The sequence below is a fragment of the Streptomyces sp. NPDC127119 genome, from assembly GCF_042677425.1.
Lineage (GTDB): Bacteria > Actinomycetota > Actinomycetes > Streptomycetales > Streptomycetaceae > Streptomyces.
Genome location: NZ_JBHXTO010000089.1, coordinates 1 through 24,003 on the forward strand (window position 1 = coordinate 1; position 24,003 = coordinate 24,003).

Annotated in this window: 23 protein-coding genes; 2 read left to right on the top strand and 21 right to left on the bottom strand. The window is 70.9% G+C overall.

Annotation, left to right across the window (positions count from 1 at the left end; genetic code table 11):
• Window positions 1-102: 102 nt before the first annotated feature.
• From ACFVH5_RS29755 to ACFVH5_RS29770, 4 genes are all read right to left on the bottom strand, one after another.
• Complete coding sequence (locus tag ACFVH5_RS29755; RefSeq protein ID WP_385836792.1) at window positions 103-1,443, bottom strand: AI-2E family transporter; 1,341 nt, start codon at window positions 1,441-1,443, stop codon at window positions 103-105.
• Window positions 1,444-1,577: 134 nt separating this feature from the next.
• Window positions 1,578-2,294: a lytic transglycosylase domain-containing protein gene (locus ACFVH5_RS29760; protein WP_385836793.1), complete on the bottom strand. Its 717-nt coding sequence runs from the start codon at window positions 2,292-2,294 to the stop codon at window positions 1,578-1,580.
• Window positions 2,295-2,712: 418 nt separating this feature from the next.
• Window positions 2,713-4,038, bottom strand: coding sequence for a PhoH family protein (locus tag ACFVH5_RS29765; protein ID WP_107020261.1), 1,326 nt, complete (start codon window positions 4,036-4,038; stop codon window positions 2,713-2,715).
• A gap of 339 nt (window positions 4,039-4,377) precedes the next feature.
• The gene (locus ACFVH5_RS29770) at window positions 4,378-5,151 is read right to left on the bottom strand and encodes an isoprenyl transferase (RefSeq protein WP_385836794.1); all 774 of its coding nucleotides are present in this window, start codon (window positions 5,149-5,151) and stop codon (window positions 4,378-4,380) included.
• Between the two features lie 901 nt (window positions 5,152-6,052).
• Between ACFVH5_RS29770 and ACFVH5_RS29775 the strand changes: the two genes are divergently transcribed.
• Window positions 6,053-7,210 (top strand): winged helix DNA-binding domain-containing protein, encoded by a 1,158-nt coding sequence (locus ACFVH5_RS29775; protein ID WP_385836796.1) that lies wholly within the window; start codon window positions 6,053-6,055, stop codon window positions 7,208-7,210.
• A 50-nt stretch (window positions 7,211-7,260) separates the two neighbouring features.
• Here ACFVH5_RS29775 and ACFVH5_RS29780 read toward each other — a convergent pair whose 3' ends face one another.
• Window positions 7,261-9,210 (bottom strand): heavy metal translocating P-type ATPase, encoded by a 1,950-nt coding sequence (locus ACFVH5_RS29780; protein WP_385836797.1) that lies wholly within the window; start codon window positions 9,208-9,210, stop codon window positions 7,261-7,263.
• Between the two features lie 67 nt (window positions 9,211-9,277).
• Between ACFVH5_RS29780 and ACFVH5_RS29785 the strand changes: the two genes are divergently transcribed.
• Entirely contained in the window at window positions 9,278-9,628 is a 351-nt protein-coding gene (locus tag ACFVH5_RS29785; protein ID WP_189769352.1) for a metalloregulator ArsR/SmtB family transcription factor, read from the top strand.
• A 46-nt stretch (window positions 9,629-9,674) separates the two neighbouring features.
• On the opposite strand, the gene ACFVH5_RS29790 is transcribed toward ACFVH5_RS29785, so the two are convergent.
• From ACFVH5_RS29790 to ACFVH5_RS29865, 16 genes are all read right to left on the bottom strand, one after another.
• On the bottom strand, window positions 9,675-10,445 hold the full coding sequence (locus tag ACFVH5_RS29790) for a class I SAM-dependent methyltransferase (protein WP_385836798.1): 771 nt from the start codon (window positions 10,443-10,445) through the stop codon (window positions 9,675-9,677).
• Window positions 10,446-10,497: 52 nt separating this feature from the next.
• Window positions 10,498-11,022 carry a GNAT family N-acetyltransferase gene (locus ACFVH5_RS29795; protein ID WP_385836799.1) on the bottom strand — a complete coding sequence of 175 codons (525 nt, stop codon included), beginning with the start codon at window positions 11,020-11,022 and terminating at the stop codon, window positions 10,498-10,500.
• Window positions 11,023-11,074: 52 nt separating this feature from the next.
• Window positions 11,075-11,950, bottom strand: coding sequence for an LLM class flavin-dependent oxidoreductase (locus ACFVH5_RS29800; protein WP_385836800.1), 876 nt, complete (start codon window positions 11,948-11,950; stop codon window positions 11,075-11,077).
• Between the two features lie 41 nt (window positions 11,951-11,991).
• The gene (locus ACFVH5_RS29805) at window positions 11,992-12,615 is read right to left on the bottom strand and encodes an OmpA family protein (RefSeq protein WP_385836801.1); all 624 of its coding nucleotides are present in this window, start codon (window positions 12,613-12,615) and stop codon (window positions 11,992-11,994) included.
• Between the two features lie 2 nt (window positions 12,616-12,617).
• Window positions 12,618-13,211, bottom strand: a complete 594-nt coding sequence (locus ACFVH5_RS29810) for a hypothetical protein (protein WP_385836802.1) — start codon at window positions 13,209-13,211, stop codon at window positions 12,618-12,620.
• A gap of 15 nt (window positions 13,212-13,226) precedes the next feature.
• Window positions 13,227-13,781, bottom strand: a complete 555-nt coding sequence (locus ACFVH5_RS29815) for a pilus assembly protein TadG-related protein (RefSeq protein ID WP_385836824.1) — start codon at window positions 13,779-13,781, stop codon at window positions 13,227-13,229.
• A gap of 74 nt (window positions 13,782-13,855) precedes the next feature.
• Window positions 13,856-14,059 carry a hypothetical protein gene (locus tag ACFVH5_RS29820; protein WP_384812306.1) on the bottom strand — a complete coding sequence of 68 codons (204 nt, stop codon included), beginning with the start codon at window positions 14,057-14,059 and terminating at the stop codon, window positions 13,856-13,858.
• A gap of 141 nt (window positions 14,060-14,200) precedes the next feature.
• Window positions 14,201-14,953 (bottom strand): response regulator, encoded by a 753-nt coding sequence (locus tag ACFVH5_RS29825; protein WP_385836803.1) that lies wholly within the window; start codon window positions 14,951-14,953, stop codon window positions 14,201-14,203.
• On the bottom strand, window positions 14,946-16,433 hold the full coding sequence (locus tag ACFVH5_RS29830; protein WP_385836804.1) for a sensor histidine kinase: 1,488 nt from the start codon (window positions 16,431-16,433) through the stop codon (window positions 14,946-14,948). The genes ACFVH5_RS29825 and ACFVH5_RS29830 overlap by 8 nt, the downstream gene beginning before the upstream one ends.
• Window position 16,434: 1 nt before the next feature.
• Window positions 16,435-17,325 (bottom strand): DUF5936 domain-containing protein, encoded by an 891-nt coding sequence (locus ACFVH5_RS29835; protein ID WP_385836805.1) that lies wholly within the window; start codon window positions 17,323-17,325, stop codon window positions 16,435-16,437.
• Window positions 17,326-17,338: 13 nt separating this feature from the next.
• Entirely contained in the window at window positions 17,339-18,244 is a 906-nt protein-coding gene (locus ACFVH5_RS29840) for a type II secretion system F family protein (protein WP_384812304.1), read from the bottom strand.
• Between the two features lie 139 nt (window positions 18,245-18,383).
• The gene (locus ACFVH5_RS29845; protein WP_385836806.1) at window positions 18,384-19,724 is read right to left on the bottom strand and encodes a CpaF family protein; all 1,341 of its coding nucleotides are present in this window, start codon (window positions 19,722-19,724) and stop codon (window positions 18,384-18,386) included.
• 58 nt (window positions 19,725-19,782) lie between these two features.
• Entirely contained in the window at window positions 19,783-20,157 is a 375-nt protein-coding gene (locus tag ACFVH5_RS29850; protein ID WP_247706089.1) for a TadE/TadG family type IV pilus assembly protein, read from the bottom strand.
• The gene (locus ACFVH5_RS29855) at window positions 20,157-21,782 is read right to left on the bottom strand and encodes a CpaE family protein (protein WP_385836807.1); all 1,626 of its coding nucleotides are present in this window, start codon (window positions 21,780-21,782) and stop codon (window positions 20,157-20,159) included. Before ACFVH5_RS29855 ends, ACFVH5_RS29850 begins: the two co-directional genes overlap by 1 nt.
• A gap of 68 nt (window positions 21,783-21,850) precedes the next feature.
• Window positions 21,851-22,564, bottom strand: a complete 714-nt coding sequence (cpaB, locus tag ACFVH5_RS29860; protein WP_384812221.1) for a Flp pilus assembly protein CpaB — start codon at window positions 22,562-22,564, stop codon at window positions 21,851-21,853.
• A 110-nt stretch (window positions 22,565-22,674) separates the two neighbouring features.
• Window positions 22,675-23,556 (bottom strand): hypothetical protein, encoded by an 882-nt coding sequence (locus ACFVH5_RS29865; protein ID WP_385836808.1) that lies wholly within the window; start codon window positions 23,554-23,556, stop codon window positions 22,675-22,677.
• Window positions 23,557-24,003: the final 447 nt, after the last annotated feature.

Genomic DNA, 24,003 nt, shown 5'->3' on the forward strand with positions numbered 1-24,003 from the left:
GGATTTCCAGCCCGTCCGGCGTTTGAGGACAAAGGGGGGCGAGGGGGCGCAGCCCCCATGCAGTGACGGGAAGGGTAGGGGCGGCGGGGGCGGAGGAACCCTCTACGCCTGCGGCGGTGGTGTGTCCTCCGGAGGAGGGGGCGCGGCCGTCGCCGCCGTCGAGCCGTGCGGCCCCGGCGCATAGCGCAGCGCCGACTCACGCGAGTGGGACCGCAAGTACCCCACCACCGTGTTGGTGACCGCGACGAGCGGCACGGCGACCACCGCTCCGCCGATCCCCGCGACCATCCCTCCCGCCGCCACGGACAGCACGACGGCCAGCGGATGCACCCGCACCGCCCGCCCGAGGATGAACGGCTGGAGGATGTGACCCTCGATCTGCTGGACGGCCAGCACCACGGCCAGGGTCATGACCGCCGTGAAGACGCCCTGCGTGACGAGGGCGACGACGACCGCCAGCGCCCCGGAGATGACCGCACCGACCAGCGGGATGAACGCGCCGAGGAAGATGAAGACGGCGAGCGGGACGGCCATCGGGACGTCGAGGAAGAAGATGCCGAGTCCGATGAAGATGGCGTCGATCAGAGCGACTATCACCGTGCCGCGGACGTACGCGGTGAGGGTGCGCCAGGCCCGCGGCCCCGCTCCCGCCACTCCTGGACGCGCCGCCGCCGGGACGAGTTTGAGCGTCCACTCCCAGATGCGCTTGCCGTCGTAGAGCAGGAAGAGCGTGGAGAACATCGTCAGGAGGATGCCGGTGAGCGCCTCGACGATGACGGTGACGCCTTCGAGCCCCGCGGACGTGATCTCCTCGGTGTTCGCCCCGACCGCCTCGCGCAGGCTCTTGGCGATGTCCTTGATCTGGTCCTCGGTGACATGGAACGGGCTGTTCAGCAGCCAGCGCTGCAGCTCGTCGATGCCGTCCTGGATCTGGTCGGCGAGGTTGTTGATGTTCTCCATGACCTGCCAGACCACGAACCATCCGACCAGCCCCATGATGACGAAGCCGAGGATCGCGGTGAGCGCGGTGGCGAGGCCGCGCGGGAAGCCGTATCCGCGCAGCCGGGCGACCGTGGGCTGGAGGAGGGCGGTGATGAGCAGCGCGGCGACGAAGGCCAGGACGACCAGTTGCACGGCGCTGATGACGCGCATCAGCACCCAGACGGTGCCCGCGAGGACCAGCAGCCGCCAGCCCGCTTCGGCCGCGACCCGCATCCCCCAGGGGACGGCGGTCGCGGGATCGGGGCGGACGTGGACGACCGGGCCGTCGGGGGACGCCCCCGACAGGGACGAGGACGAGGTGTCCGTACCGACGGCTTCGTCCTTGTCGATCTCGTCGATCTCGTCCGCCTTCTCGGCTGCCGCGCGACGCGCGTCCAGCCGCTCTCCCACTTCGGTGAGTCCGGCACCGATCCGGCCGAACCAACCTGGCACTCGCGACATGAACCGTCCTCTTCCCCCGTTGCTCCCCACCACTCCTCCCTGGAGTCCCTGGAGACGTCGGCATCGACCGTACATGGCAGAAGCCCCTCACCGTAGGACGGTGAAGGGCTCCGCGAGGTTGAGCCGCCGGCGGCTCAGTAGTAGTTGTTGGCCTGCCAGAAGTCCCAGGCGCCGCACGGGCTGCCGTAGCGGCCGTCCATGTAGCTCAGGCCCCACTTGATCTGCGTCGCCGGGTTGGTCGCCCAGTCGGCACCGGCCGAGGACATCTTCGAACCCGGCAGGGCCTGCATGAGGCCGTACGCGTCGGAGGTGGGGTTGTCGGCCTGGTAGTTCCAGCTGGACTCGTGGTCGACGATCCGGCTGAAGCACGCGAACTGGTCCGCCGGGACGAGCTGGCGGGCCATCTCCTGGACCTCGGCGGCGGTGTACGACGCCTTGACCGTGAAGCTGGCGACATCACGCGTGGCGGAACGGCTGGCGACCTTCTCGGCCTCCTTGCGCTCCTTCGCCTCTTTCTCGGCCTTCTCGGCGGCCTGCTGCTTGGCGACCGCGTCCTTGGCCGCCTGCTTGCGCGCGGCTGCTTCGGCGTCCTTCTTGGCTGTCGCGTCAGCCGCGATGGCCTGGGAGTCGGCCTGCTGAGTCAGAGAGGCGGTCTGCACCTGCGCCTGCGCGCCCGCGGGTATGTCCGCGAGGAGCGTGGCGCCGCTCGCCGTTGCCTCGGCGTCATCGCTCGCCGGTGCGGTGCTGCCCGAGGCAACACCCGTTACAGCGCCGACAGCGGTGACTGCGGTGGCCGAGGCCACTGCGAGCCCACGGACCGAAATCCGGCTCACACGGTTTCCTTCCAGCATCGACCGCTACAGGTGACCCTCGCGGACGCAATCTTGCCCCCTGACACTGGCCTCCCAACTGCGGGGTCACGGGAGGCACGGGCCCGGTGGGCAACTCCCCTGCGGGGAGCGCCGCTTGGTGCGCGGGCGGCATACGACGGCGTTATGGAGTTCTGAGGTTCTTGCTGTGCTGTGCCGCTGGGGGTACAGCTGTGTCGTATGCGGGGCCTGACAGGAGTGAGACTCTGCCGTACCCCGGCGCCGGGAGGCAATTCTGTGCCGGGTGTGAAAGCTCACACCTCGTTTGCCTCAGAAGTTTTTCGGAAACGAGCGCGCACGACGACGCCGCCCGGCTAGGCTCTTCGCCTTTACCGGACGGCGCCAACTGCCGTGCGGCCACCATCCGTCGGACAGACCGGGACGGGCGGGGCAGCCGGAATCAGATCTGTCCGTCCTCCAGCATTTCGGTCACAAGGGCGGCAATCTGGGACCGCTCGGACCGGGTGAGCGTGACGTGCGCGAAGAGCGGATGCCCCTTCAGTTTCTCGACGACGGCCACCACTCCGTCGTACCGGCCGACCCTGAGGTTGTCCCGCTGGGCCACGTCATGGGTGAGGATCACCCGCGAATTCGAGCCGATTCGGGACAGAACGGTCAACAGGACGTTCCGTTCCAGGGATTGCGCCTCGTCCACGATCACGAACGCGTCGTGGAGGGAGCGGCCCCGGATGTGCGTGAGCGGCAGGACCTCCAGCATGCCGCGCGCGGTGATCTCCTCGATGACCTCGCGGCTGGTGACCGCGGAGAGCGTGTCGAAGACCGCCTGCGCCCAGGGGCCCATCTTCTCGGACTCGGAACCGGGCAGATAGCCCAGCTCCTGCCCGCCGACCGCGTACAGCGGCCGGAAGACCATCACCTTCTGGTGCTGGCGCCGTTCGAGCACGGCCTCCAGGCCCGCGCACAGGGCGAGCGCCGACTTTCCGGTGCCGGCCCGGCCGCCCATCGACACGATCCCGATGTCCGGGTCGAGGAGCAGATCCAGCGCGATGCGCTGCTCCGCGCTGCGGCCCTTGATGCCGAAGGCCTCCCTGTCACCGCGTACGAGCCGGACGTTGCCCTCGGCCGTCACACGTCCCAGCGCCTTGCCGCGCTCGGACTGGATCATCAGACCCGTGTGGACGGGGAAGTCGGACGCCTCGGGGACGTACAGACTCTCCTGGTCGAAGAGGAGGTCCACCTGCTCGCCGGAGAGCGTCAGTTCGGACATTCCGGTCCAGCCGGAGGAGCCTGTGATGGCGAGTTCCGCCCGGTACTCCTCGGCGAGGAGCCCGACCGAGGAGGCCTTGATCCGCAGCGGGAGGTCCTTCGACACGACCGTGACGTCGAAACCCTCCGCCTGCAGATTGCGGGCGACCGCGAGGATGCGGGAGTCGTTGTCCCCCAGGCGATAGCCGCTCGGCAGCACGCTGGGGTCCGAGTGATTGAGCTCGACACGGACCGTCCCGCCCAGCTCCCCCGTGGGGATGGGGGCGTCGAGACGGCCATATTTCACCCGGAATTCGTCGAGCAGGCGCAGGGCCTGCCGGGCGAAGTAGCCGAGTTCGGGATGGTGCCGCTTGGCCTCCAATTCCGTGACCACGACGATCGGCAGCACTACTTCGTGCTCGTCGAAGCGGTTCATGGCGTGCGGGTCGGCCAGCAGGACGCTGGTGTCGAGAACATAGGTGCGCCGGTCTGGCATACGGCGCTTTGTGCTGGTCACCACGGAAGGACGTACCCCCTCGGATGAGGTCGGGGAGCGACGGAGGAGAGGTGGACCGGTTTCCGGCACCGATGCACGGGCCGTGAACCGGCCCTCCGCCTCGTCCGTACTGACCGCACGGTCGCGCTGGTGCAAAGGGCCTCCCGGGCGGACGGCCCCGTGCCGTCCGCTGAGATCCGACACCCGTGATTCGGGCGTCGACCTGGAGGCTTTATGCCCTCGATCGAGCCATGCCATGCCAGCACACATGACGGCGCCCTGGTGAACTCCTCATTACTTCCACCCCAAAGGACCAATCCCCGGTCCCGCGGCAGCCCCTGGCGGCGGGGCCGCCTCAGTCCCTCATCCGCCGTAGCGCCGGTGGCGGGCCGCGTAGTCGCGCAGGGCACGCAGGAAGTCGACCTTGCGGAAGGCCGGCCAGAAGACCTCACAGAAGTAGTACTCGGAGTGGGCCGTCTGCCAGAGCATGAATCCGGACAGCCGCTGCTCGCCGCTCGTACGGATCACGAGATCGGGGTCGGGCTGGTCGCTGGTGTAGAGGTGCTTGCCGATCATGTCGACGGTGACGTCCTCGGCGAGTTTCTCCAACGAGGTGCCCTTGTCGGCATGGTCGAGGATCATCGAGCGCACGGCGTCGGCGATCTCCTGCCGGCCGCCGTAGCCGATCGCGACGTTGACGAGTATTCCGTCGACGTGCGCGGTGGACTCCTCGGCCTCCTTCAGGACGCCCTGCATCCGCGAGGGCAGGATGTCGGGCGTGCCGACGTGGTGCACGCGCCAGCGGCCGTCGGCGGCGAGGGAACTCACGACGTTCTCGATGATGCCGAGCAGCGGTACGAGTTCTTCCTCCGGGCGGTCGAAGTTGTCCGTGGACAACAGCCAGAGGGTGACGACCTCGACGTCGGTCTCGGAGCACCAGCCGAGGAATTCCTCGATCTTGTGCGCTCCGGCCCGGTGCCCCTGGGCGGCGGTGCTGCCGGCGGCCTTCGCCCAGCGCCGGTTGCCGTCCATGATGACCCCGATGTGCTTGGGCACCTGGTCGTGGTCAAGGTGGCCTTCCACCCTGCGTGCATAGAACCTGACCAGCAAGCGGCGCAGGTTGTCGCGCAGGTTCACGTTTTCGTCAGCCCCTCCGTGCAGATGGCAGTCCCCGAGGGCGACACCCTACCCCCGCCGGAGCGCCTCTCCCCCTAGGGGTACAAGGGCTCCCCGGCCGATGGACGGACCGGGAGCGGACTGCGCGAGGACCGCGCGCAGACCGGGAGCGGACGGGGGGGTGGGCCGGGAGCGAGGGCGCCCGGCCCGGCACGGCGGCGGCCCTGGGGCGTACGCCCGGCGCGTGTCGGCGCACAAAAAAACGGGCCGGTCCGTGGGGGGGGAGACGGACCGGCCCGAGGGGGGGTTTCCACCATAACCCTTCGTAAGTGATGTCGCGCGCATCGGCGTGCCACAACTACTCTCCGGAGTCGGCTGACGTCGTCTGCGTGGGAGTGGAAGCGTTCATTCAGTGGCAGATCATGGCCGATTCACAGCGAATTCGAAGGAGATCGAGGAGAATTCGAAGAGAACCAGGGGGTTCGCACGAGGATATGGCGCGTTGACCCATCCGCCTCGGACGTACGCCCCAAGAGTGACGCGGCCGGGTCGCGACCGGCTCCGCCCCCGGGAATCAAGGGGTGTGGCGGGCACCGCGCAGCCCCCTCCGCAGCGCGGTGCCGTCCCGCGCAGCTTTGCTGACGCGAATTGCCTTGGACCGAACTTACGGGACCCGCGAGAGCGGAATGAGCCAATCGACATAACGATGTGGAAACTCTGTGTGCGTTTCAGGGATTTTTGCAGCTGACCCGTCCGGCCCTCGGAGGGAGTTGACGCTATTTGCTCTCTCTTGAGTATTTACAGCAGGTAATTTCCCTCACTCGTCGATTGCTCACCATTTGACCGCATGTGGACGTCGGGTTGTGCGGCCGTCGACTCCGGCGGCCAGCATCTGACCTAGTTCCCCTCTAGCGTCCCCGCCATGACATCGAAGTTCACGAGGGTCACCTGGGACGAGGCCAGCGCGCGGCGCCACGGGCGTCAACTGCTGTCCCGGCCCGCGCGGTCCGGCACCTCCGTCGCCGCGGTCGCGTCCACGCTGCTCGCCGTGCACGCGCAGGTCCTGTCGGCGGCCGAGCTCTCCCTGGCCCTGCGGCTCGGCGGCGCGACCCGGCAGGACGTGCGGTCGGCGCTGTGGGAGGACCGGAGCCTGGTGAAGACGTACGGCCCGCGGGGCACGATCCATCTCCTCGCCACCGACGAACTCCCCTTCTGGACCGCCGCCCTGACCGCCGTGCCGCACGGCACGAGCCCGAACCCGGCGGTGCGCATGACCCCCGCGCAGGAGGAACGGGTCGTCGCCGCGGTCGGCGACGCCCTCGACGGACGGCAGCTGACCATCGACGAGCTGTCCGAGGAGGTCGTGGCCCGCACCGGACCGTGGGCCGGGGACCTGGTGATGGAGGCGTTCCAGGGCAAGTGGCCGCGCTGGCGCCAGGTGATGCATCGCGCGGGCCAGTCCGGCGCCCTGTGCTTCGCGCCGAACCGGGGCCGCAAGGCGACGTACACCCGCCCGCCGCACTTCGAGCCGCTCCCCGCCGATGAGGCCCTCGCCACCCTCGTACGCCACTATCTGCGCGCGTACGGTCCCGCGACGCCGCAGCACTTCGCCAAGTGGGCCGCCGCGCCGCGGGGTTGGGCCGCCGCTCTCTTCTCGTCGCTGGCCGCGTCCGGCGGGATCGAGGAGGTCGACTTCGAGGGGACACCGGCCTGGGTGGTGGCGGGCGACAGGGACTTCCCCACCGAGCCCGTACGGGGCGTGCAGCTCCTCCCCTACTTCGACGCGTACGTCGTCGCCGCCCAGCCCCGTGAGCGGATGTTCCCCGGCGCCGCCTACCGGCGGGCCCTGGCCGGCGGGCAGGCGGGGAACTTTCCCGTGCTGCTCGTCGACGGGGTGGTCGCGGGGGTCTGGCACCAGCGGCGGCGCGGGAAGCGGACGACGGTGACGGTGGAGCCGCTGGGACGGCTGACCGGCGCGCAGGAGAAGGAACTGGGCGAGCAGGTCGAGCGGGTGGGCGAGATCCTGGAGGCGAGGCCGGAACTGGTGGTGGGGAAGGTGACGGCGGGGGCGCACGCCTGACCGGACGGGAAGTGCGCGGGGACGACTGCTCGGGGACGAGTGCCCGGGACCTACTCGCGCCAGGCGCTCTCCCGCAGCAGCCGCAGGCCGTTGAGCCCGACCAGGATCGTGGAGCCCTCGTGGCCCGCGACGCCGAGGGGCAGCGGCAGATGGCCCGCGAGGTCCCAGACGACCAGGACGCCGATGAACGCCCCCGCCAGGCACAGGTTCTGCACAACCAGGCGCCGGGCGCGGCGGGAGAGGGCGACCGCCTTGGGGACGGCGGTGAGGTCGTCGTGGACGAGTACGGCGTCCGCGGTCTCCAGGGCCAGGTCCGAGCCCGCCCGGCCCATCGCGATGCCGGTGTGGGCGGCGGCCAGGGCGGGGGCGTCGTTCACCCCGTCGCCGACGAAGAGCACCCGGCCGCCCAGATCCCGTACCGCTTCGGCCTTCTCGTGCGGGAGCAGACCGGCGCGTACGCCGTCGGAGGGGATGCCGGTCCGCTCGGCGATGGAGTGCGCGGCCCGGGAGTTGTCGCCGGTGAGGAGGGTGGGCGGGGCGGTGGTGAGGCGGTTCAGCGCAGTGACGGCCTCGGGGGCGCCGGGGCGGAGCCGGTCGGCGAGGAGCAGCCAGCCCGCGCGTACGCCGTCCACGCGCACCACGACCGCCGTGCCGTCGGTGTCGGGGACCGCCGCCCCCTCGCCGAGACGCTCGGGCGAACCGACCGCCACCTCGCGTCCGGCGACGGTGGCGCTGACTCCGCGGCCGGGCGCGGACCGGAAGTCGTACACCTGCTCGTACGCATCCTCGTGCGCCTGCTCGCGGGTCCCGCCGTGTGCCTCCTCGCGCGGGAGGTCGTGCGCGGCGGCCACGATCGCGCGGGCCAGGGGGTGCTCGCTGCGGCGCTCGGCGGAAGCCGCGAGGGAGAGCAGTTCGTTCTCCGAGAAGCCCGGCTCGGGGAGGATCTTGACGAGGTGGGGGGTGCCCTCGGTGAGCGTGCCGGTCTTGTCGTAGGCGACCCGGTCGCTCTGGCCGAGGCGTTCCATCACGACGGCGGACTTGATGAGCACGCCGTGGCGGCCCGCGGTGGCGATGGCCGACAGGAGCGGTGGCATCGTCGCCAGGACCACCGCGCACGGCGAGGCGACGATCATGAAGGTCATGGCGCGCAGGAGCGCCCCGGTGAGGTCGGCGCCGAGGGCGAGCGGAATCGCGAAGACGAGGACGGTGGCGGCCACCATGCCGAGCGCGTAGCGGTGTTCGATCCGCTCGACGAAGAGCTGGGTGGGGGCCTTCGTGCGGGACGCCTCCTCGACGAGGGCGACGACCCGCGCGATGACCGTGTCGGAGGGGTCGCGCTCGACGCGGACGCGCAGGGCGCCGGTCCCGTTCAGTGTCCCGGCGAAGACCTCGTCGCCGACCGCCTTCGGTACGGGCAGGGGTTCGCCGGTGATGGTCGCCTGGTCGATGTCGCTCGTACCGTCGAGGACGCGGCCGTCGGCCCCGACGCGCTCACCGGGCCGTACGAGGATCACGTCGCCGATGGCGAGCGCGGACGCCTCGACGGTTTCCTCCCTCTCCCCCTCGTCCGCCGCGCCCCCCACGGGGTGCAGCCGGGTGGCCGTCGGGGGCGCAAGACCGAGGAGGCCGCGGACGCTGTCCTCGGTGCGGGCGGTGGCCAGGGCCTCCATCGCGCCCGAGGTCGCGAAGATGACGACGAGCAGCGCGCCGTCCATGACCTGCCCGATCGAGGCCGCGCCGAGCGCCGCGACGATCATCAGCAGGTCGACGTCGAGGGTCTTCCCGCGCAGCGCCCTGAGCCCTTCGAGCGCGGGCTCCCAGCCGCCCGCCAGATAGGCGGCGGCGTAGAGCGGGCCCCACAGCCAGGGGGTCGCGCCCAGCAGTTGGAGCGGGAGCGCGACCAGGAAGGCCGCCGTGGAGGCGGCGGCCCAGCGGGCTTCGGGCAGGGCGAGGAGACGGGTGTCGGCGGGCTGCACGAGCGCCACCATACAGGAACACATGAATACGTCTTCATCTGTGCCTGAGGGATTCCGATGGCCGGCGCGGTCGTCTCGCTACGATGTCCGCATGGGTCATGGAGTGGATGCGAAGAGCAGCATCCGCGACCGTCTGGACGCCGTCGGCGCCGCGGACGTCGCGGCGACGCTCCAGGCCCTGGCCACGCCGTCCCGGCTGCGCATCCTGGCGCGCCTGCGGGAGGGCCCGTGCGCGGTCGGCGAACTCGCCGAGGCGGCGGACCTGGAACAGTCGGCGTGCTCCCACCAGCTGCGACTGCTGCGGAACCTGGGACTCGTCACGGGAGAGCGGCGCGGCCGGTCGATCGTGTACGCGCTGTACGACCACCACGTGGCGGAACTGCTGGAGCAGGCGCTGCACCACGTGGAGCATCTGCGGCTGGGGCTGCGGGACGAGGCGTGACCGTCCTGACGTGACCGGCACGGTGCGCGGGCCGGGGCGGGGCGGGTCAGGCTTCGGGCTTGCGGGCCTCGATGAGGTGGCGGGTGCTGTGGGCCACGAACGGGCCCTCCGTCTCGATCTGCTCGTGCAGGCGCAGAAGTTGTCGCCGGTACCGGTCGACGGTGAAGTCCGGCACCATCCACACCACCTTCCGCAGGAAGTGCACGACGGCCCCGATGTCGTGGAACTCCATCCGCAGCCGCGCCTCCCTCAGGTCGACGATCCGCAGGCCGGCCGCCTCGGCGCCGGCGCGCTCGCGGTCGGGGTGGCGGGCGGCGCGGCCCGTTTGCGGATCGCCGGCCTGCGGGCCGAGGAAGTACTCGACGATCTCGAAAGCGCTGCGGGGGCCCACGTGCTGGGCGAAGTACGTACCGCCCGGCTGGAGGACGCGGGCGATCTCCGTCCAGTGCGGCGTCACCGGGTGCCGGCTCACGACGAGGTCGAAGGCCCGGTCACCGAACGGCAGCGGGGCGTCCTCCGGGGCGGCCACGACGACCGCGCCGAGCGGATGGAGCAGCGCGGTGGCCTTGGCGACGTTCGGGGGCCAGCCCTCGGTGGCGACCGTGAGCGCAGGCAACTTCCCCGCGGAGGCAAGGACTTCGCCGCCGCCGGTCTGGATGTCGAGAGCGGCGTCCGCGTGGGCGAGGCGCTCTCCCATGGCGCGCGCGTACCCCCAGGAGGGCCGTTCCTCGGTGGCCCGTCCCTCGAACCACGAGAAGTCCCACCCCTCGGTGGGGGCGGCCTCGGCTTCGGCGACGAGTTCTTGGAAGGGCCTCATCGGGCGATGGTGACAGGAGGTGCGTGCGGGGCGCGACAGGTTTCCTGCGCGGCTACTCCCGTGTCGGGGGCTCGTCGGGTACCGGCTCCTCGTCGAGTACGAGGAGGGCGTGGACGTCCTCCTCGTGGCGGACCGTGCCGGTGTGGCGGAAGCCGTGGTGCTCCAGCAGGCGGACCGAGGCGGTGTTCCCGGTGAAGGGGTCGGCGTAGAGGGGGCGGTTGCTCTCCTCGCGGAGGAAGAGGGCGAGGGCCCGGGTGCCGATGCCCCTGCCCCAGTAGGGCCGCCCGAGCCAGTACCCGACGAAGCGCCGGTCCTCCTTCCCGTCTCCGCCCGCCTCCCACCAGGCGACGATGTGGCCGGCCGGGGCGTCGGCCACGTCGACCGTCCGTACGAGGACGGTGTCGTCGCCGAGGATGCGGGTGGCCCAGTGGGTCATGAAGCGCCCGCGCGGCCGGGCGGGGAATCTCGACCGGCGGGTCGCCTCGGGGTCCTGCTCCTGTTCGAAGAACGCCTCCAGGTCGGCTTCCGCCACGGGTCTGAGCCGTACGTCCGCTTGGGTGTGCGCGTGTTCGGTCATACCTGGAGAGTCTGGCAGGGGGCACTGACAGTCGCCGTGCCGTCGCCGTCGCTCAGGGCACGAGGGGGCGTACCTCTTCCGCGGTGAAGCGGATGAAGCCCTCGGGGTCCGGTTCGTCGGCGGTGGGCTGGAGGACGACCGTGTCGGCGCCCGCCTCCGTGAGGCGCTGCACGGCCTTGGCGACGGCGCCCGCGTCCCCGGCCACGCCGAGGTCCGGGACCGATGCCACGCCCTCGGCCTCCAGTTCGGCCTGGAGACGGGCGGCGGCGCCGGGACCGGTGGCGGTGAGGAGGTAGACGACGACGGTGTGCGGGACGTCGGTACGGGAGGCCGACGCGCGCCCCTCGTCGATGAGCTGACGGGCCTTGCGTACACCGTCGGGTGGCGTACCGGCGGTGAGGATCGTGCCGTCCGCGGCCTCTCCGGAGAGCTTGAGCGAGCGGGGGCCGGTGGCTCCGGCGAGGATCGGCACGGGCGCGGGCGGGGGCCAGTCGAGGGCGACGCCGTCGAGCTTCACGTACCGGCCGTCGGTGGTGACGCGCTCACCGGCGAGCAGGGCGCGCAGGGCGGCGAGGTACTCGCGCAGGAGCGTCATGGGCGACTCGGCCCGTGCGCCGACCTGCCCCATCCAGCTCTGCACGCCGTGGCCGACGCCCAGGACGGGCCGGCCGGGGAAGAGCCGGTGCAGGGTGGCGGCCTCCATGGCGGTGACGGCCACGTTGCGCAGGGGCACGGGGAGGAGGCCGACTCCGACGCGGAGCCGTTCGGTCCAGGCGAGGGCTGCCGCCGCGGCGGAGATGCCCCCTTCGAGGAAGCAGTCCTCCCACAGCCAGAGCTCCTCCAGCCCGGCGTCGTCCGCGGCGCGGGCCAGCTCCCGCAGACGTTCTGGTGGCAGTTGAGGCCGAAAGACAGCACCGAGTGAGGTCATGGCCTGTCCCTACCCGGGGGGTGGGCGGCACTCACACCGTTTCAGCCCTCCTTCGGGAACGTGACCTCCACCCGGCGGTTCTTTCTGCGGCCCTGTTCCGAGGTGTTGTCGGCGATCGGGTAGTCCTCGCTGTAGCCGCGGACCACGAAGGTGACGTTCATGCCACCCAGGTTCGAGGCCAGTCGCTCGTGGACGACCTCCGCCCGCCGCTTGGAGAGGGTGAGGCCGTGGGCGTACGAGCCGAGGTTGTCCGTGAAGCCGAAGACGCGGACGTTCGTGGCCTTCTGGGACTTGATCTCGTTCGCGATCGCCGCGATGCGGGCGTTCCCCTCCGGGTTCAGCTTCGAGCTGTCCTTCGGGAAGAGGACCTCCGCCTGGAGCGCGAACGTCACGTTCTCGTTCGTGTCCTCGCGCCGCTCCTCCCCACCGAGATCCTCGACGACCGACTTGATGTCGAGCACCCGGGCGCCGGCGAGCGTCGCGCCGTCGGCCAGCTTCAGCCCCGGGCTGTTCGCGTCCACCTCCGGTGGCGGGGACGTGCTGACGCTGCCCGGCGGGGCGCTCGGGTCCTCGTCCTCCGCCTGGGCCGCGGTCAGCGGCGTCATGAAGACGAGGGTCGTGAGGGCGGTGAGGGTGACCGACGTGGCGCGGAGGGTGAGGGGCATGGTCACTCGCCCTCGGAGATCTCGACGGCGGCCGGGGGCATCGAGCCGACCTGGAAGGAGACCTTGGTGGTGTCTTCGGGTGGGGCGGGGAACTGGGCGAACCACTCCGTGGTCTCGCCCGACCGGACGCCGCCGGTGAACCTGGTGCAGAGGCAGCGTCCCTCCGTGTCACGCAGCACGAGGTACTTCTTCTTGCCGGTCTGGTCGACCAGGCTGGCCCCCGCGATGGACCCGCCGTTCCCGGCCAGCTCCCGCTCGTCACCCCGCCAGTCCGCCGCCACCCACGACTTGCCGCTGTTGTTGGTCACCGTTCCCTCGACGGTGACGAAGCCGCCGTCGTCCCTGTTCGCCGAGGTGACGGCCAGTGTCAGGCCGCCGCTCTTCACTTCGGCCAGGATCTGCCGCGCGGAGGGCGACTCGGACTTCTCCTTGTCGTCACCCCCGTCGTTCTTCGCCGGTGAGGAGGACGACGTGTTCTTGTCCGAGCCCTCGTCGTCGCCACCTCCGCCGCAGCCGGCCACCGTGAGGACCAGCCCAGTCGTGATCGCCACGGCGGTCAGTACCGTGCGGCCCTTCGTGGTGCGCCGAATGTTCATCGGTACGGCTTCCTTTCACTCGGCCAGTTGCACAGAGAACAGCACGGACGCGTCGGGAAGGTCGTCCAAATCGAAATCTTCGGGGTCGATATCCAAAATGTCGCCGTCACAATCCAGTTCGACGACGTCCTTCGGATCGTCGGGCACGTCGAATTCGCAGCGGGGTTTGATGACGGCCGCCGCGTCGGCGGTCGCGTGCATGCCCTCCGTGCCCGGAATGATCGAGTCCCCGACCGTGTAGTTGGTCTCGATCTGCACCTCGAAGCCGGGGAACCCGGCCGCGGCATAGGGTGCGAACCCCGTCACGCTCGCGTCGTTCTGGGCGGCCAGCTCACCGGCCGCGCCCGCGGCTCCGGCGCCGTCGAACCCGTCGCCGTCCAGCCAGTCCAGCCACTTGTCGTCCACGCCGATGGCGCCTTCCAGGCCCTCCATCAGCTCGTCCCTGGCGTCCTGCGCGGCCGCCAACGCGGCGGCGTCCGCCGCGGACTGTGCTCCGTTCCGGGCGGACGCCGCCTGGGCGAACGCGAAGAAGGCGAACGCGGCGAAGAGCAGAATTCCCGTCAGCCAGATGGAGACCGGGAGAGTCGAACCCCGGTCGCCGCGCGGCCGGCGGGGAGTTGCGGGACGTGCGGGAGCAACGGGAGTCAGCCGCCGATGACCTGATTGACCGCGTCCAGGATCGCGCCGGAGATCAGTCCGTCGAGACCCAGGCCGTCGATCAGGGTGAAGATCCCGGCGATCAGGATCATCAGACCCGCGTACTCCACGAAGCCCGCTCCCGCGTCCCGGTCCCGTCCGCGCATCCGGGAGGCCACGGTCCGGACCCGTCCGTGAAGCGCTCGCTTCAGCCCCGTGGACGTCTCCGGCTCCAGGTTGTTGGTCACAGTGATCCCTTCCCTCCCACCCAAAACCACTACCTTCCCGCGCACCGTACGTGAGAATCCGCCTACTGCGGGTGGGTCCAGGGGCCCAACTTCCGTTCGTCGGAGTCACCGGTTCCACCCCCCGTGGGCGGTGCCCAGCCAGCAGGCGATCGCTTCGCTGCGCGAAGAACTGTGCAGCTTTGCGAAGATGCGGTTGATGTGATTCTTCACCGTCTTCTCGCTGATGAAGCACGTGGCGGCGATCTGCTGGTTGCTCATGCCGGCCGCAATGAGATCCATGACCTCCACCTCCCGTGAACTCAGGTCGTGATCCAGGCGGTTGTGGCCGCGACGGTGGAGTCCCGTCGCGTAGCCGGGGCGAGCCTTCCACGACTGTGCCACAACCGATTGCAGCTGCGAAGAGTTTTGGTTCGGTTCGTACGAAACACCGAGCGAATCCGAGACACCGACGGAGGACGAGGTGAAGGTCGCCGTCCCGTCGCCCAGGTCCCGTACCGCCGTGATCAGTTCATCCGCCGTGAATTCCCCGTGCACGAGATAGCCGACCGCGCCCCGGCGCAACGCCTCGGCCACCACCTCGGGTTCACGGCTGTACGTCAGCATCATCACCGGGGCCAGCCGCGCCAGCCGGGGAAGCGCGGTCAGGCCGTCGGTGCCGGGCATGCGCACGTCCAGCAGGATCACGTCGGGGCGGTGACAGGTCGCGGCGGCGACCGCCTCCGCGCCGTCGGCCGCCTGGGCCACCACCCGGATGTCGGGATGGACGTTCAGCAGGGCCGCGAGACCGGCCCGGACGACCGGATTGTCGTCGGCCACCAGCACGCGCAGGAGCGGGCCGGGAAGTGCCTGGTCAGGCATGTGCGGCCTCCTCTTGGGGAGAGCGTGGGAGGGGTGCGGGGACGGTGGGGGCACAGAGGAGGGTCAGCGTGACCTCCGTGCCTCCGTGTGCGGTGCTGTGCAGGTGGAGCTCCGCGGCCACCGACGCCGCGCGCTCCAGCATTCCGAGCAGGCCGAAATGGCCGGTATTCGCCAGGACTCGTACGTCGTCCAGGGAGACGGCCGTGCCCTCGCCGTCGTCCCGCATCGTCAGGCGCAGGGCGGACCGCGAACACTCCAGCGTCACGCGTACGTGCGTCGCGTTCGCGTGGCGGTGGGTGTTCTCCAGTGCCTCCGAGGCGATCGCCAGGAGTTGGCGGGGCGCGCCCGGAGGGAGGGCGAGGGCCGGGCCCGGCCGGTGGGGGCCCGGCCGGTGGACGAAGGTCGCCGCGATGCCCGTACGGGACTCGAAGTCCGCCACCCTCGCGGCCAGTTCCGTCACCATGTCCATCGGCGGGTGGGACATCGCCGTGTGGGCCCGCAGATCCGTCAGGAGTTCCCTGGACTCCGTCGCCGCCCTGCGTGCCGCTCCCGCCACCGCGGTCGCCTGGGACTTGAGGGTCCGGGGGTTCGTCTCGTTGTCCGCCGCCACCGCCAGGGCCTCCGCCGACAGGGCGAGGCCGTGCAGGGTCTTCGCCACCGAGTCGTGCATCTCCCGGGCCAGGCGGGCGCGCTCGGACTCCACCGCCTCCGCCACCGCCAGGCGGGAGTTCGCCTCCGCCAGCGCCTGACTGGCCGTGCCGAAGCGGAACATCAGGTTGCGCAGGGTGACACCGATGACGCCCGCCGCGACGCAGAAGCCCGCGATCAGGAGGGTGCTCGCGCCGGCGCCCGGACGGTGGTCCCACGCCCTGAACACCGTCAGCAGGACCACCAGCTGCAGTCCCGTGAAGACTCCGGAGCCGCGCCAGCCGTAGAGGAGGCCCGAGAGGAGCGGGGTGCAGACCGCCGCGTACGCGAGGGGGGACGCGGGGGACGCCGTGAGCAGGAGTATCGCGCCGAAGACCAGGTCCACCGCCATGAGGGTCGGATGGGCGAGGAGCTGGGGGGCGCATCTGTCCCAGTCCCTGAGCATGGCGTACGAGCCCATCACTCCCAGGACCGCGGCGGTGAGGACCGCGTGGCGGGGGAAGCCGTCCGCGGCGTTCGCCGTCGCGAAGGGGGCGCCTATCGCGATCAGGGTGAGGCGGATCGCGAATGCCTGGCGGCAGAGGGCCTGGAGGGCGTTGAGTTGGAGGCGGATGCTGCCCGGTGCTGCCGCGTCGTCCGCGAAGTAGCCTGTGGCCCACTTGGCGGAGCCGCCGGGGAGAAGGGGCGTTCGTCGGCTGCGGGCCGGTCGTGGCTGGGCGCGCCCCGCGGCGGAGCCGCCCAATGTCACAGCCCCGCGCCCCTTGAAGGGCCCCTGACGGGGCGCCTTCGCGGGGCGCCGCATCGACGCGGACTTCCAGTTGCCGGCGCCCATCTCAACGCCCCAGGATCGAGCCGAAGTTCGTTCCCGAGCCCAGGAACATGCCCGTGGCGATGAGGATCATCGTGGCCGGGAGCATGAAGACCAGCGTGACCATCGTGGCCTTGGGGATCGTCTTCGCCGCCCGGCGGCGGGAGTTCTGGGCGTCGGTGCGGCGCATGTCCGTGGCGAGCTGGATCAGGGTGTCCGCGATCGGGGAGCCCAGCTCCTCGCCCTGCTGGAGCGCCGAGACGAACTGGGCGACCTGCTCGGAGGAGTTGCGCCTGCGCAGTTCGTCGAAGGCCTGGCGGCGGCTGACGCCCATGTCCATCTGGCGCAGGGTGATGCGCAGCTCGTCCGCCCACGGGCCCTCGTAGTGGTCCGCGACCCGTTCCAGGGCCTGGCGGAAGCCGAGGCCCGCCGACACCACGACCGCCAGGACGTCCAGGAAGTCGGGGAGGGTCCGGTCGATGACCTCCTTGCGATCGCGGACCGCCTGCCAGATCAGGACGTCGGCGGCCAGCAGGCCGAACGCCAGCGCCATCACGGCGAAGAGGGGCCGGCCGTTGGAGAGGAAGATCAGGAAGAGCAGGACGCCGAAGACGCCGTACACCGCGCGGCGGGCCGCGTAGCGGTTCAGGGTCAAGCCGCCGGGGTTGCCCGCCATGTCGATGCGGCGGCGTTTGGCGTCCACGCGGCGGGGGCCCATCAGGCGCAGGACGAGCGGGGCGAAGCGCATGCCGAGGCGGTCGACGGCCGAGTCCGCCTTCGAGACGCGGGTCCCGCCGACCTCCAGCGCGAGGGCCATGTCGCCGGGGAGCTTGGCCTCCGCGCGGTACATGCGGATGCCGAGGAGGAAGCCTCCGACGGCCAGTCCCATCAGCGCGGCGAGCAGCAGAGCCGTCATCCTGGTTCCCTCCTCACACTTCGATCTTGCCGAGCCGGCGGATCACGAAGAAGCCGATCGTGTAGAGGCCCATCGCAATCAGGACCAGGGTCTGGCCCAGCGGGGAGCCGGTCACCTTGGCCAGGGCGCCCTCGTTCGAGGAGTTGATGAGGAGGAGCGAGCCGAGGCCGAGGAGGGGCACGGTGAAGGCCGTCGCGTTGACCTCGGAGAGCATCGTGCGGACCTCGCGGCGGGTCTCCTTGCGGTCCTCCAGGGTCTTGGTGAGGTTCCGCAGGGAGTTGACGACCGTGCCGCCCGCCTTGTTGGACAGGACCAGCGTGGTGACGAGGACGACGAGTTCGCGGGACGGGAGGCGTTCGGCCAGTTCGCCGAGCGCGTCGTCGACCGAGCGGCCCATGGTCAGCTGGTCCGCGACCCGGGCCAGTTCCTCCCCCGCCGGGGCCTCCAGTTCCTCCGCGGCCATCGCCAGGGCCGTGCGCAGGGCGAGGCCCGCCGCCGCCGCGTTGGCCAGCAGGCGGGCCACGTCCGGGAGCTGGTTGATGAAGGCCTCGATGCGCTTCTGGCGCTGCCAGTTGAGGAAGATCGCGGCGCTCCACACGCCGACCAGGCCCGCGATGGGGCCGAAGAACGGGGCCAGGGCCGCCGCCGCGATCAGCCAGAGCGCGACGACCACGGCGGCCACGTACGTGAAGAACTCGCCGGCCGTCAGGTCGAGTCCCGTCGCCGACAGGCGCAGCTGGATCGTGCGGCCCAGCCGGGTGCGGCGCAGCCGGCGGTCGACGGCGGCGAAGCGGCGGGCCCGGCCGGCGGCGGTGCGCAGGGGGCCGCCGCCGGAGAGGCGGTCGACGAGGGCCTGGCGCTGGGCGCGGCCGGACGCGTACGTGTGGACGCCCGCGACGGCCAGTGTGCCGCACAGCATGGTGGCGCCGAGGGCGAGGGGGACCGCGTTGTTCACGGTTCGCTCCTCTCGGTCGGGACTGCGCCGACACCGACGACAGCAGCGACAACTGCTGCGGCTGCGGCTGCGGCTGCGGCGGATTCGAAGGTTCCGGTGGGTGTCATCCGATCGCCTGCCGGGTGTTGAGGACGTCGATCGCCTCCGCCACCCCGAAGGCGGGCGGCAGCGGCTCGTTGGCGACGTACAGCTTCTCCGCGACCGAGCGGGGCAGCGGGAGGTGTTCGAAGTGGCCGTGGACGACCCGGTCGGGGCCGGTGGGGCGCGGGACGAACCGGGTGACGGGCACGATGCGGAACTGTTCGCGGCCGTGCGAGACCAGCAGCGCGATCTCGGTGACCTTGCGGGAGCCGTCCGCGTGCCGGGTGAGCTGGACGACGACGTCGACCGCCGAGTTGATCTGGTCCTTGAGCGCCTCGAAGGGGATCTGCACCTCGGACATCGAGCCCAGGGTCTGGAGGCGCATCAGGGCGTCCTCCGCGGAGTTCGAGTGGACGGTCGCGAGGGAGCCGTCGTGGCCCGTCGACATGGCCTGGAGCATGTCGAGCGTCTCGCCGCCGCGGACCTCACCGACGATGATGCGGTCGGGGCGCATGCGCAGGGAGTTGCGGACCAGGTCGCGGATGGTGATCTGGCCCTTGCCCTCCACGTTCGGGGGGCGGGATTCGAGGCGGATGACGTGCTCCTGCTGGAGCTGCAGTTCCGCGGAGTCCTCGATGGTGATGATGCGCTCGTGGGACGGCACGAGTCCGGAGAGCGCGTTGAGGAGCGTGGTCTTGCCCGAGCCCGTACCGCCGCTGACGATGACGTTAAAACGGGCGCGGACGAACGCCGCGAGCAGCATCAGCATCTGTTCGTCGAGCGAGCCGAGGCCGATCAGCTCCGGGAGCGTGTACGCGCGGGGGAAGCGGCGGATCGTGAGGGTGGGCCCGGTGAGGGCGAGCGGCGGGATGATGACGTTGACGCGCTCCCCGGTGGGGAGGCGGGCGTCGACCATCGGGTTCGACTCGTCCACGCGGCGGTTGACCGTGGAGACGATGCGCTCGATGGTCTGCATCAGCTGCTCGTTCGAGGCGAAGCGGAGCGGGAGCTGTTCCACGCGTCCGGCGCGCTCCACGAAGATGGAGTCCGGGCCGTTGACCATGATCTCGGTGATCGACGGGTCGGCGAGGAGGGGTTCGAGGACGCCCAGGCCCAGGGCCTCGTCGACGACCCTGCGGATCAGCTGGGAGCGCTCGGTGGTCGACAGGACCGGGCCCTCGCGGCTGATGATGTGCCCGAGGACGCGCTCCAGGCGTATGCGCCGTTCGGCGGCCGCGAGGCTCGACATCTCCGCGAGGTCGATCTCCTCCAGCAGCTTGGCACGGTAGACGGCGACGAGGTGTCCGTCCTCGCGGCCGGCTCCGCCCTCTTCGGGGACGGCGATACGGGCTCGCAGGCTCATGTCTTCAACTCCTCTCGGTCGTGAGGTGACTCGGTCGTGCGGTGGGTCGGTCGTGCGGTCAGTCGTCGGTGGGCATCGTGGCCTGGCGTTCCACCGTGACGCTCGGCAGGAGGGGGATGACGGCGGGGACCTGGAGGGTGACCGTCGCGGTGGTGAGGTCGGCGCCCTCGTCGGCCGACACGTCCGGGTTGAGCCAGCCGCTCACCGCCGCCGTCCCCGCCGCTCCCCCGTCGTCGCCCTGCGAGGCGGCCCGTGCCGCGGCCCGCGCCGCCGAACCTGCCTGGTTGATGCCGTAGCCGATCAGGCCGAGCTGGATGGCGGCCATCCCGACGAGCAGCAGGATCGGCAGGAATCCGGCGAACTCCAGCATGGAGACGCCCCGGTCGTCCCGGTCCCGTAACCGCCGCCGCAGACGCCGCGCGAGGCGCTTCATCAGTCGTCCCCCTCCAGTGCGGCTCCGGCCGTGCCCTCGACCGTCCAGCCCGCGTCGAAGCCCGGGAAGAACAGGGGCACCTGAGCGGTCACCGTGGCCTTCATGACGGGGCCCGCGACGGTGCAGTCGATCCCGGCGCCGTCCCAGGCACCCGGCAGGTGCTGCCCTCCGGCGGAACTGCAGGCACCGCCGACGTCCCCGTCGATCGCGTACGCGGCGGTCGCGGCCCGTGCCGCCTCGTCCGCCGCGTTCCCGGCGAGGGAGTACGTGTAGCCGTACAGGGCGCACTGCCACAGGATCGTCATCACGACCAGCAGGATCGGGAACATGCCCGCAAATTCGAGGGTGACCGCGCCCCGGTCGCCGCCCTTGCGGCGCAGGGAGAGGGAGCCTCTGTCCTTGTCCGCGGAGGCCTTGCGGCGCCGGCCGCCACCGCCGCCGCCCGCGGGCTGCTCGGCCATCAGGCCCAGTTCGCCCGCCAGCGCCCACAGGGCCTGCTTGACCGTCGAGCGGGCGTCCAGGTCCTGCATCCGTCCCGCGTCCACGACGGACTGGAGTTCCTTGAAGGCGGCGGGGACCGTGGTGCGGACGACCTTGGTGCCGGTGACGCGCTCGACCAGGGACGGCTGTATCTCCGTACCGCGGGCGAAGCGGTTGACGACCGTGCGGGTCTCCTCCGCCTTGCGGATCTGGAGGCGGTCCCACATGCGGACCATGCGTTTGGCGGCGCGGACGGCCACGACGTCGGGGGTGACCAGGAGCAGGGCCTGGTCGGCGAGTTCGACGGCGGCGGCGTTCGCGGCGTTCAGCTGGGCGCCGCAGTCGACGACGACGAGGTCGTAGCGGGAGCGCAGGGCGCCCAGGACCTGCCGGGCGACGCGGTCGGTGATCTCCTCGCCGCGTTCGCCCTCGGCGGGGGCCAGGAGCAGGCCGAGGCCGGTGTCGTGGGCGTAGACGGCGTCCTGGAGGACGCGCGGGTTGATGTCGCTGATCGCGGCGAGGTCGGCGATGGAGCGGCGGAACTGCACGTCCAGGTACGAGGCCACGTCGCCGGACTGGAGGTCCAGGTCGAGCAGGGCGACCGAGCGGCCCGAGGCCTGGGCGGCCAGGGCGAGCTGGACGGCGGTGACGGTCGCGCCGACGCCGCCCTTCGCGCCGGTCACCGTGACGATCGAGCCGCCCGGTCCCGTGTACAGCTCGGGGGTGGCGCTGCCCAGGTGGCGGCGCATGCCGGTGGACCAGGCCGCGGCGGCCTGGACGCGTTCGGCGAGGGCGTCGTAGCCGAGCGGCAGGCCGACGATGCCGCGCGCGCCGGAGTCCATGGCCGCGGTCAGGACGCCGGTGCTGGTGTCGGCGGTGATGAGGACGACGCCGACGGCCGGGAAGCGCATGACCACGTCGCGGATGACGTCGAGCGCGGGGACCGGGCCGATCCGCTCGTGGACCAGGACGACTTCGGGCAGTTCGTCGAGGGATTCGGCGGCCAGCCGGGCCAGGGTGTCCAGCAGGGCCGTGGTGTCGGGCACCGGCGGGGCGGGTTCGGCGTCGGCGAGCTGGCTCAGGAGGGTGCTGAGGGCACGGGCCGAGTCGATGTCGCCGACGGCGGGCAGGATGCGGATGGTCATCGGCCCGACCTCGCGTGTGACGGCCTCGGGGGGACTGGGAGCACAGGCTCTGAGCGCATCATGGCCTCCTACTTGTCCTCGTCGAGGGTGTACGAGCGGTCGCCGGGGGCGACGGTGGCGTCGGCGCCGCCCGCGATCAGGGCGAGGCGGACGTGTTCGGCGAACGACTCGGCGTACGCGACGCGCTGGGCGTCCGCGGTGTCGAGGGCGAACGTGATCGGGACGGCCTCACTGGCGGTGCGGCGGCGGTCGTTGCTGGACTGGCCGGGGTCGAGCGCGGTCAGTTTGCCGACGTCGATGACGCGGGCGTTCTGCACGATGACCTTCGACTGGTCCTTGCCGTTGTCGCTCTCGTCCTTGAACGTGGCGTAGATGTTGACCCGCGAGCCCGGGTTGATCTTGCCCGCCACCCCGGTCGCCGCGTCGATCAGGATCGCGATCTCCTGCTGGCCGGCCTGCAGGGCGGGCCGGTCGACGATCATGTCCGTCTGGAGCAGCGAGCCCTTCTTCAGCTGCGTGACGGCGATCTTGCCGCGGACCTGGGAGAGGCGGGTGACCGCGGTGGCCGACAGCCACCGCTCGGGCATCGAGACCTTCTCGAACTGGTCGGCCGACAGCTCCTTGTAGGGCGCGATGTCGTCCTTCAGGCGGTACGCCGCGACCTCGGGGCCGACCTTCGAGTTCACGTCGCGGATCACCGAGAGCACTCCGGCGAAGGCGCCCACGGCGCACAGGACCGAGAGGACCAGCAGGATGACGCCGCGGCGCTGGCGCGAGTTCACTACATCTCACCTCGTGGGGACAATGCCGAGTTCAAGGGGTATTCACCGGTAACAGGGGGTGCTGCAAGGTATTCACCGTTATTCAGGTGTACGTGCCTGCCGTGCGGGACTCACGTAGCCCCTCGGGGCAGGGCGCGTACCGAAGAGGCTGCCCGCGCGACGGCCGTCGGAAGCTCGTTCGACGAGGGCGGCGCCAACGGCGCCGCACAGAAACCGCAGCGGTCCCCGATGAGTTCGAGACCGCACCAGTGGCATTCCTCGCGCCGTACGGACGAGACCAGTTGGTAGAGCACGGACACGTCGTAGAGGCCGGCGGCGAACTCGGCGACCCTGCCCGTGCCCCACCAGCGGGCCGACTCGGCGGGCAGCGGCACGGTCGCGACCCCCTGCACGTGCCAGGCGGGGGCGAGCGTCCCGGTGAGCCAGTCGGCGGGCAGCTGCCCGGCCGCGACGAGCATCCGCGTCCCGAACTCGGGCCCGGTCAGCTCCTCCTGCCCGACACGCACCAGCTGGGGCCGCGGAGTGGCCAGTACGGCGAACTGGGCGCCCGGCACCCACGACTTGGCGTGGGACTTGAGCGAGACCGGGATCCGGTCGAGTCTGGCGACCGAGTTCAGCAGGGCGCCCGAGTAGATGTAGTGGGCGAGCAGCCGCGCGGAGGAGGCGAGCACGCCGGGGCTGAAGTCGCAGACGGAGAGCTGGCGCAGCTGCTGGGCGAGCAGGGCGAGACCGAGCGGCGGCAGGTCGAGGGGAAGCAGCGCGATGCGGTCGCTCTCCAGGACGGAGCGCACGGCGTGCAGCCGCCGGGTCACGCCGGCCGGCGCGGAGGACGGGTAGAGCGCGATCACATAGCCGTGCTGCTCGATGAGCGCGTGCATGGCCGTGAGGGAGGCTTCGAGGCCGTCGAGGGGCTGGACGGCGGCGGGCGGGGTCTGCCGGTCGTGCGGCGGGAGCACCAGATCGGAACTGGTGACGGCTATCGCGGTCGGCACGCTGCACACCACCCCGTTCACTGGGACGGGGTGGTCAACCGCGTCCCAGATCGCCCCTGTATCGCCCGAATGTCGTCGTGAATAACGCCATCAATCCCTCACGGACGGACACAACTTGCCACTGTGGCGCCCTTCCGCAACTGCACCTTATCCACGGCGTGCGCCGCTCAACACCGGATCCTTGAGATCAATTCACGCAACGTGCGACGTGATCCACACAGAGTGATCCGCATCCGCCTCAACTCTGCGGCGCGGCAGGCGCGTTGGCCTCGCCAAGGGTCTTGACAACCTGATTGGTCTGGACCAGTTTGGAAAGGCGACGGTGGCCACCGTGTCAGGACCTGTCCAGCAGGTCCAGGTCCTGTCGTCGCAATAACCACGTACCCCCCAACGGGCCCGGGGTAGATGTCCACAAGAACCCCCTGCCCCACCCCCCCCCCCCACCCC

What these genes read in the sequence shown, in the direction of transcription:
- ACFVH5_RS29830 (WP_385836804.1), bottom strand. Translation starts at nt 16,433, where the DNA reads ATGGGCGCCGGCAACTGGAAGTCCGCGTCGATGCGGCGCCCCGCGAAG.
- ACFVH5_RS29825 (WP_385836803.1), bottom strand. Translation starts at nt 14,953, where the DNA reads ATGCCTGACCAGGCACTTCCCGGCCCGCTCCTGCGCGTGCTGGTGGCC.
- ACFVH5_RS29795 (WP_385836799.1), bottom strand. Translation starts at nt 11,022, where the DNA reads ATGACCGAACACGCGCACACCCAAGCGGACGTACGGCTCAGACCCGTG.
- ACFVH5_RS29850 (WP_247706089.1), bottom strand. Translation starts at nt 20,157, where the DNA reads ATGAAGCGCCTCGCGCGGCGTCTGCGGCGGCGGTTACGGGACCGGGAC.
- ACFVH5_RS29760 (WP_385836793.1), bottom strand. Translation starts at nt 2,294, where the DNA reads ATGCTGGAAGGAAACCGTGTGAGCCGGATTTCGGTCCGTGGGCTCGCA.
- ACFVH5_RS29800 (WP_385836800.1), bottom strand. Translation starts at nt 11,950, where the DNA reads ATGACCTCACTCGGTGCTGTCTTTCGGCCTCAACTGCCACCAGAACGT.
- ACFVH5_RS29785 (WP_189769352.1), top strand. Translation starts at nt 9,278, where the DNA reads ATGGGTCATGGAGTGGATGCGAAGAGCAGCATCCGCGACCGTCTGGAC.
- ACFVH5_RS29755 (WP_385836792.1), bottom strand. Translation starts at nt 1,443, where the DNA reads ATGTCGCGAGTGCCAGGTTGGTTCGGCCGGATCGGTGCCGGACTCACC.
- ACFVH5_RS29855 (WP_385836807.1), bottom strand. Translation starts at nt 21,782, where the DNA reads ATGACCATCCGCATCCTGCCCGCCGTCGGCGACATCGACTCGGCCCGT.
- ACFVH5_RS29775 (WP_385836796.1), top strand. Translation starts at nt 6,053, where the DNA reads ATGACATCGAAGTTCACGAGGGTCACCTGGGACGAGGCCAGCGCGCGG.
- ACFVH5_RS29810 (WP_385836802.1), bottom strand. Translation starts at nt 13,211, where the DNA reads ATGAACATTCGGCGCACCACGAAGGGCCGCACGGTACTGACCGCCGTG.
- ACFVH5_RS29780 (WP_385836797.1), bottom strand. Translation starts at nt 9,210, where the DNA reads ATGTGTTCCTGTATGGTGGCGCTCGTGCAGCCCGCCGACACCCGTCTC.
- ACFVH5_RS29805 (WP_385836801.1), bottom strand. Translation starts at nt 12,615, where the DNA reads ATGCCCCTCACCCTCCGCGCCACGTCGGTCACCCTCACCGCCCTCACG.
- ACFVH5_RS29840 (WP_384812304.1), bottom strand. Translation starts at nt 18,244, where the DNA reads ATGCTGTGCGGCACACTGGCCGTCGCGGGCGTCCACACGTACGCGTCC.
- ACFVH5_RS29835 (WP_385836805.1), bottom strand. Translation starts at nt 17,325, where the DNA reads ATGACGGCTCTGCTGCTCGCCGCGCTGATGGGACTGGCCGTCGGAGGC.
- ACFVH5_RS29845 (WP_385836806.1), bottom strand. Translation starts at nt 19,724, where the DNA reads ATGAGCCTGCGAGCCCGTATCGCCGTCCCCGAAGAGGGCGGAGCCGGC.
- ACFVH5_RS29790 (WP_385836798.1), bottom strand. Translation starts at nt 10,445, where the DNA reads ATGAGGCCCTTCCAAGAACTCGTCGCCGAAGCCGAGGCCGCCCCCACC.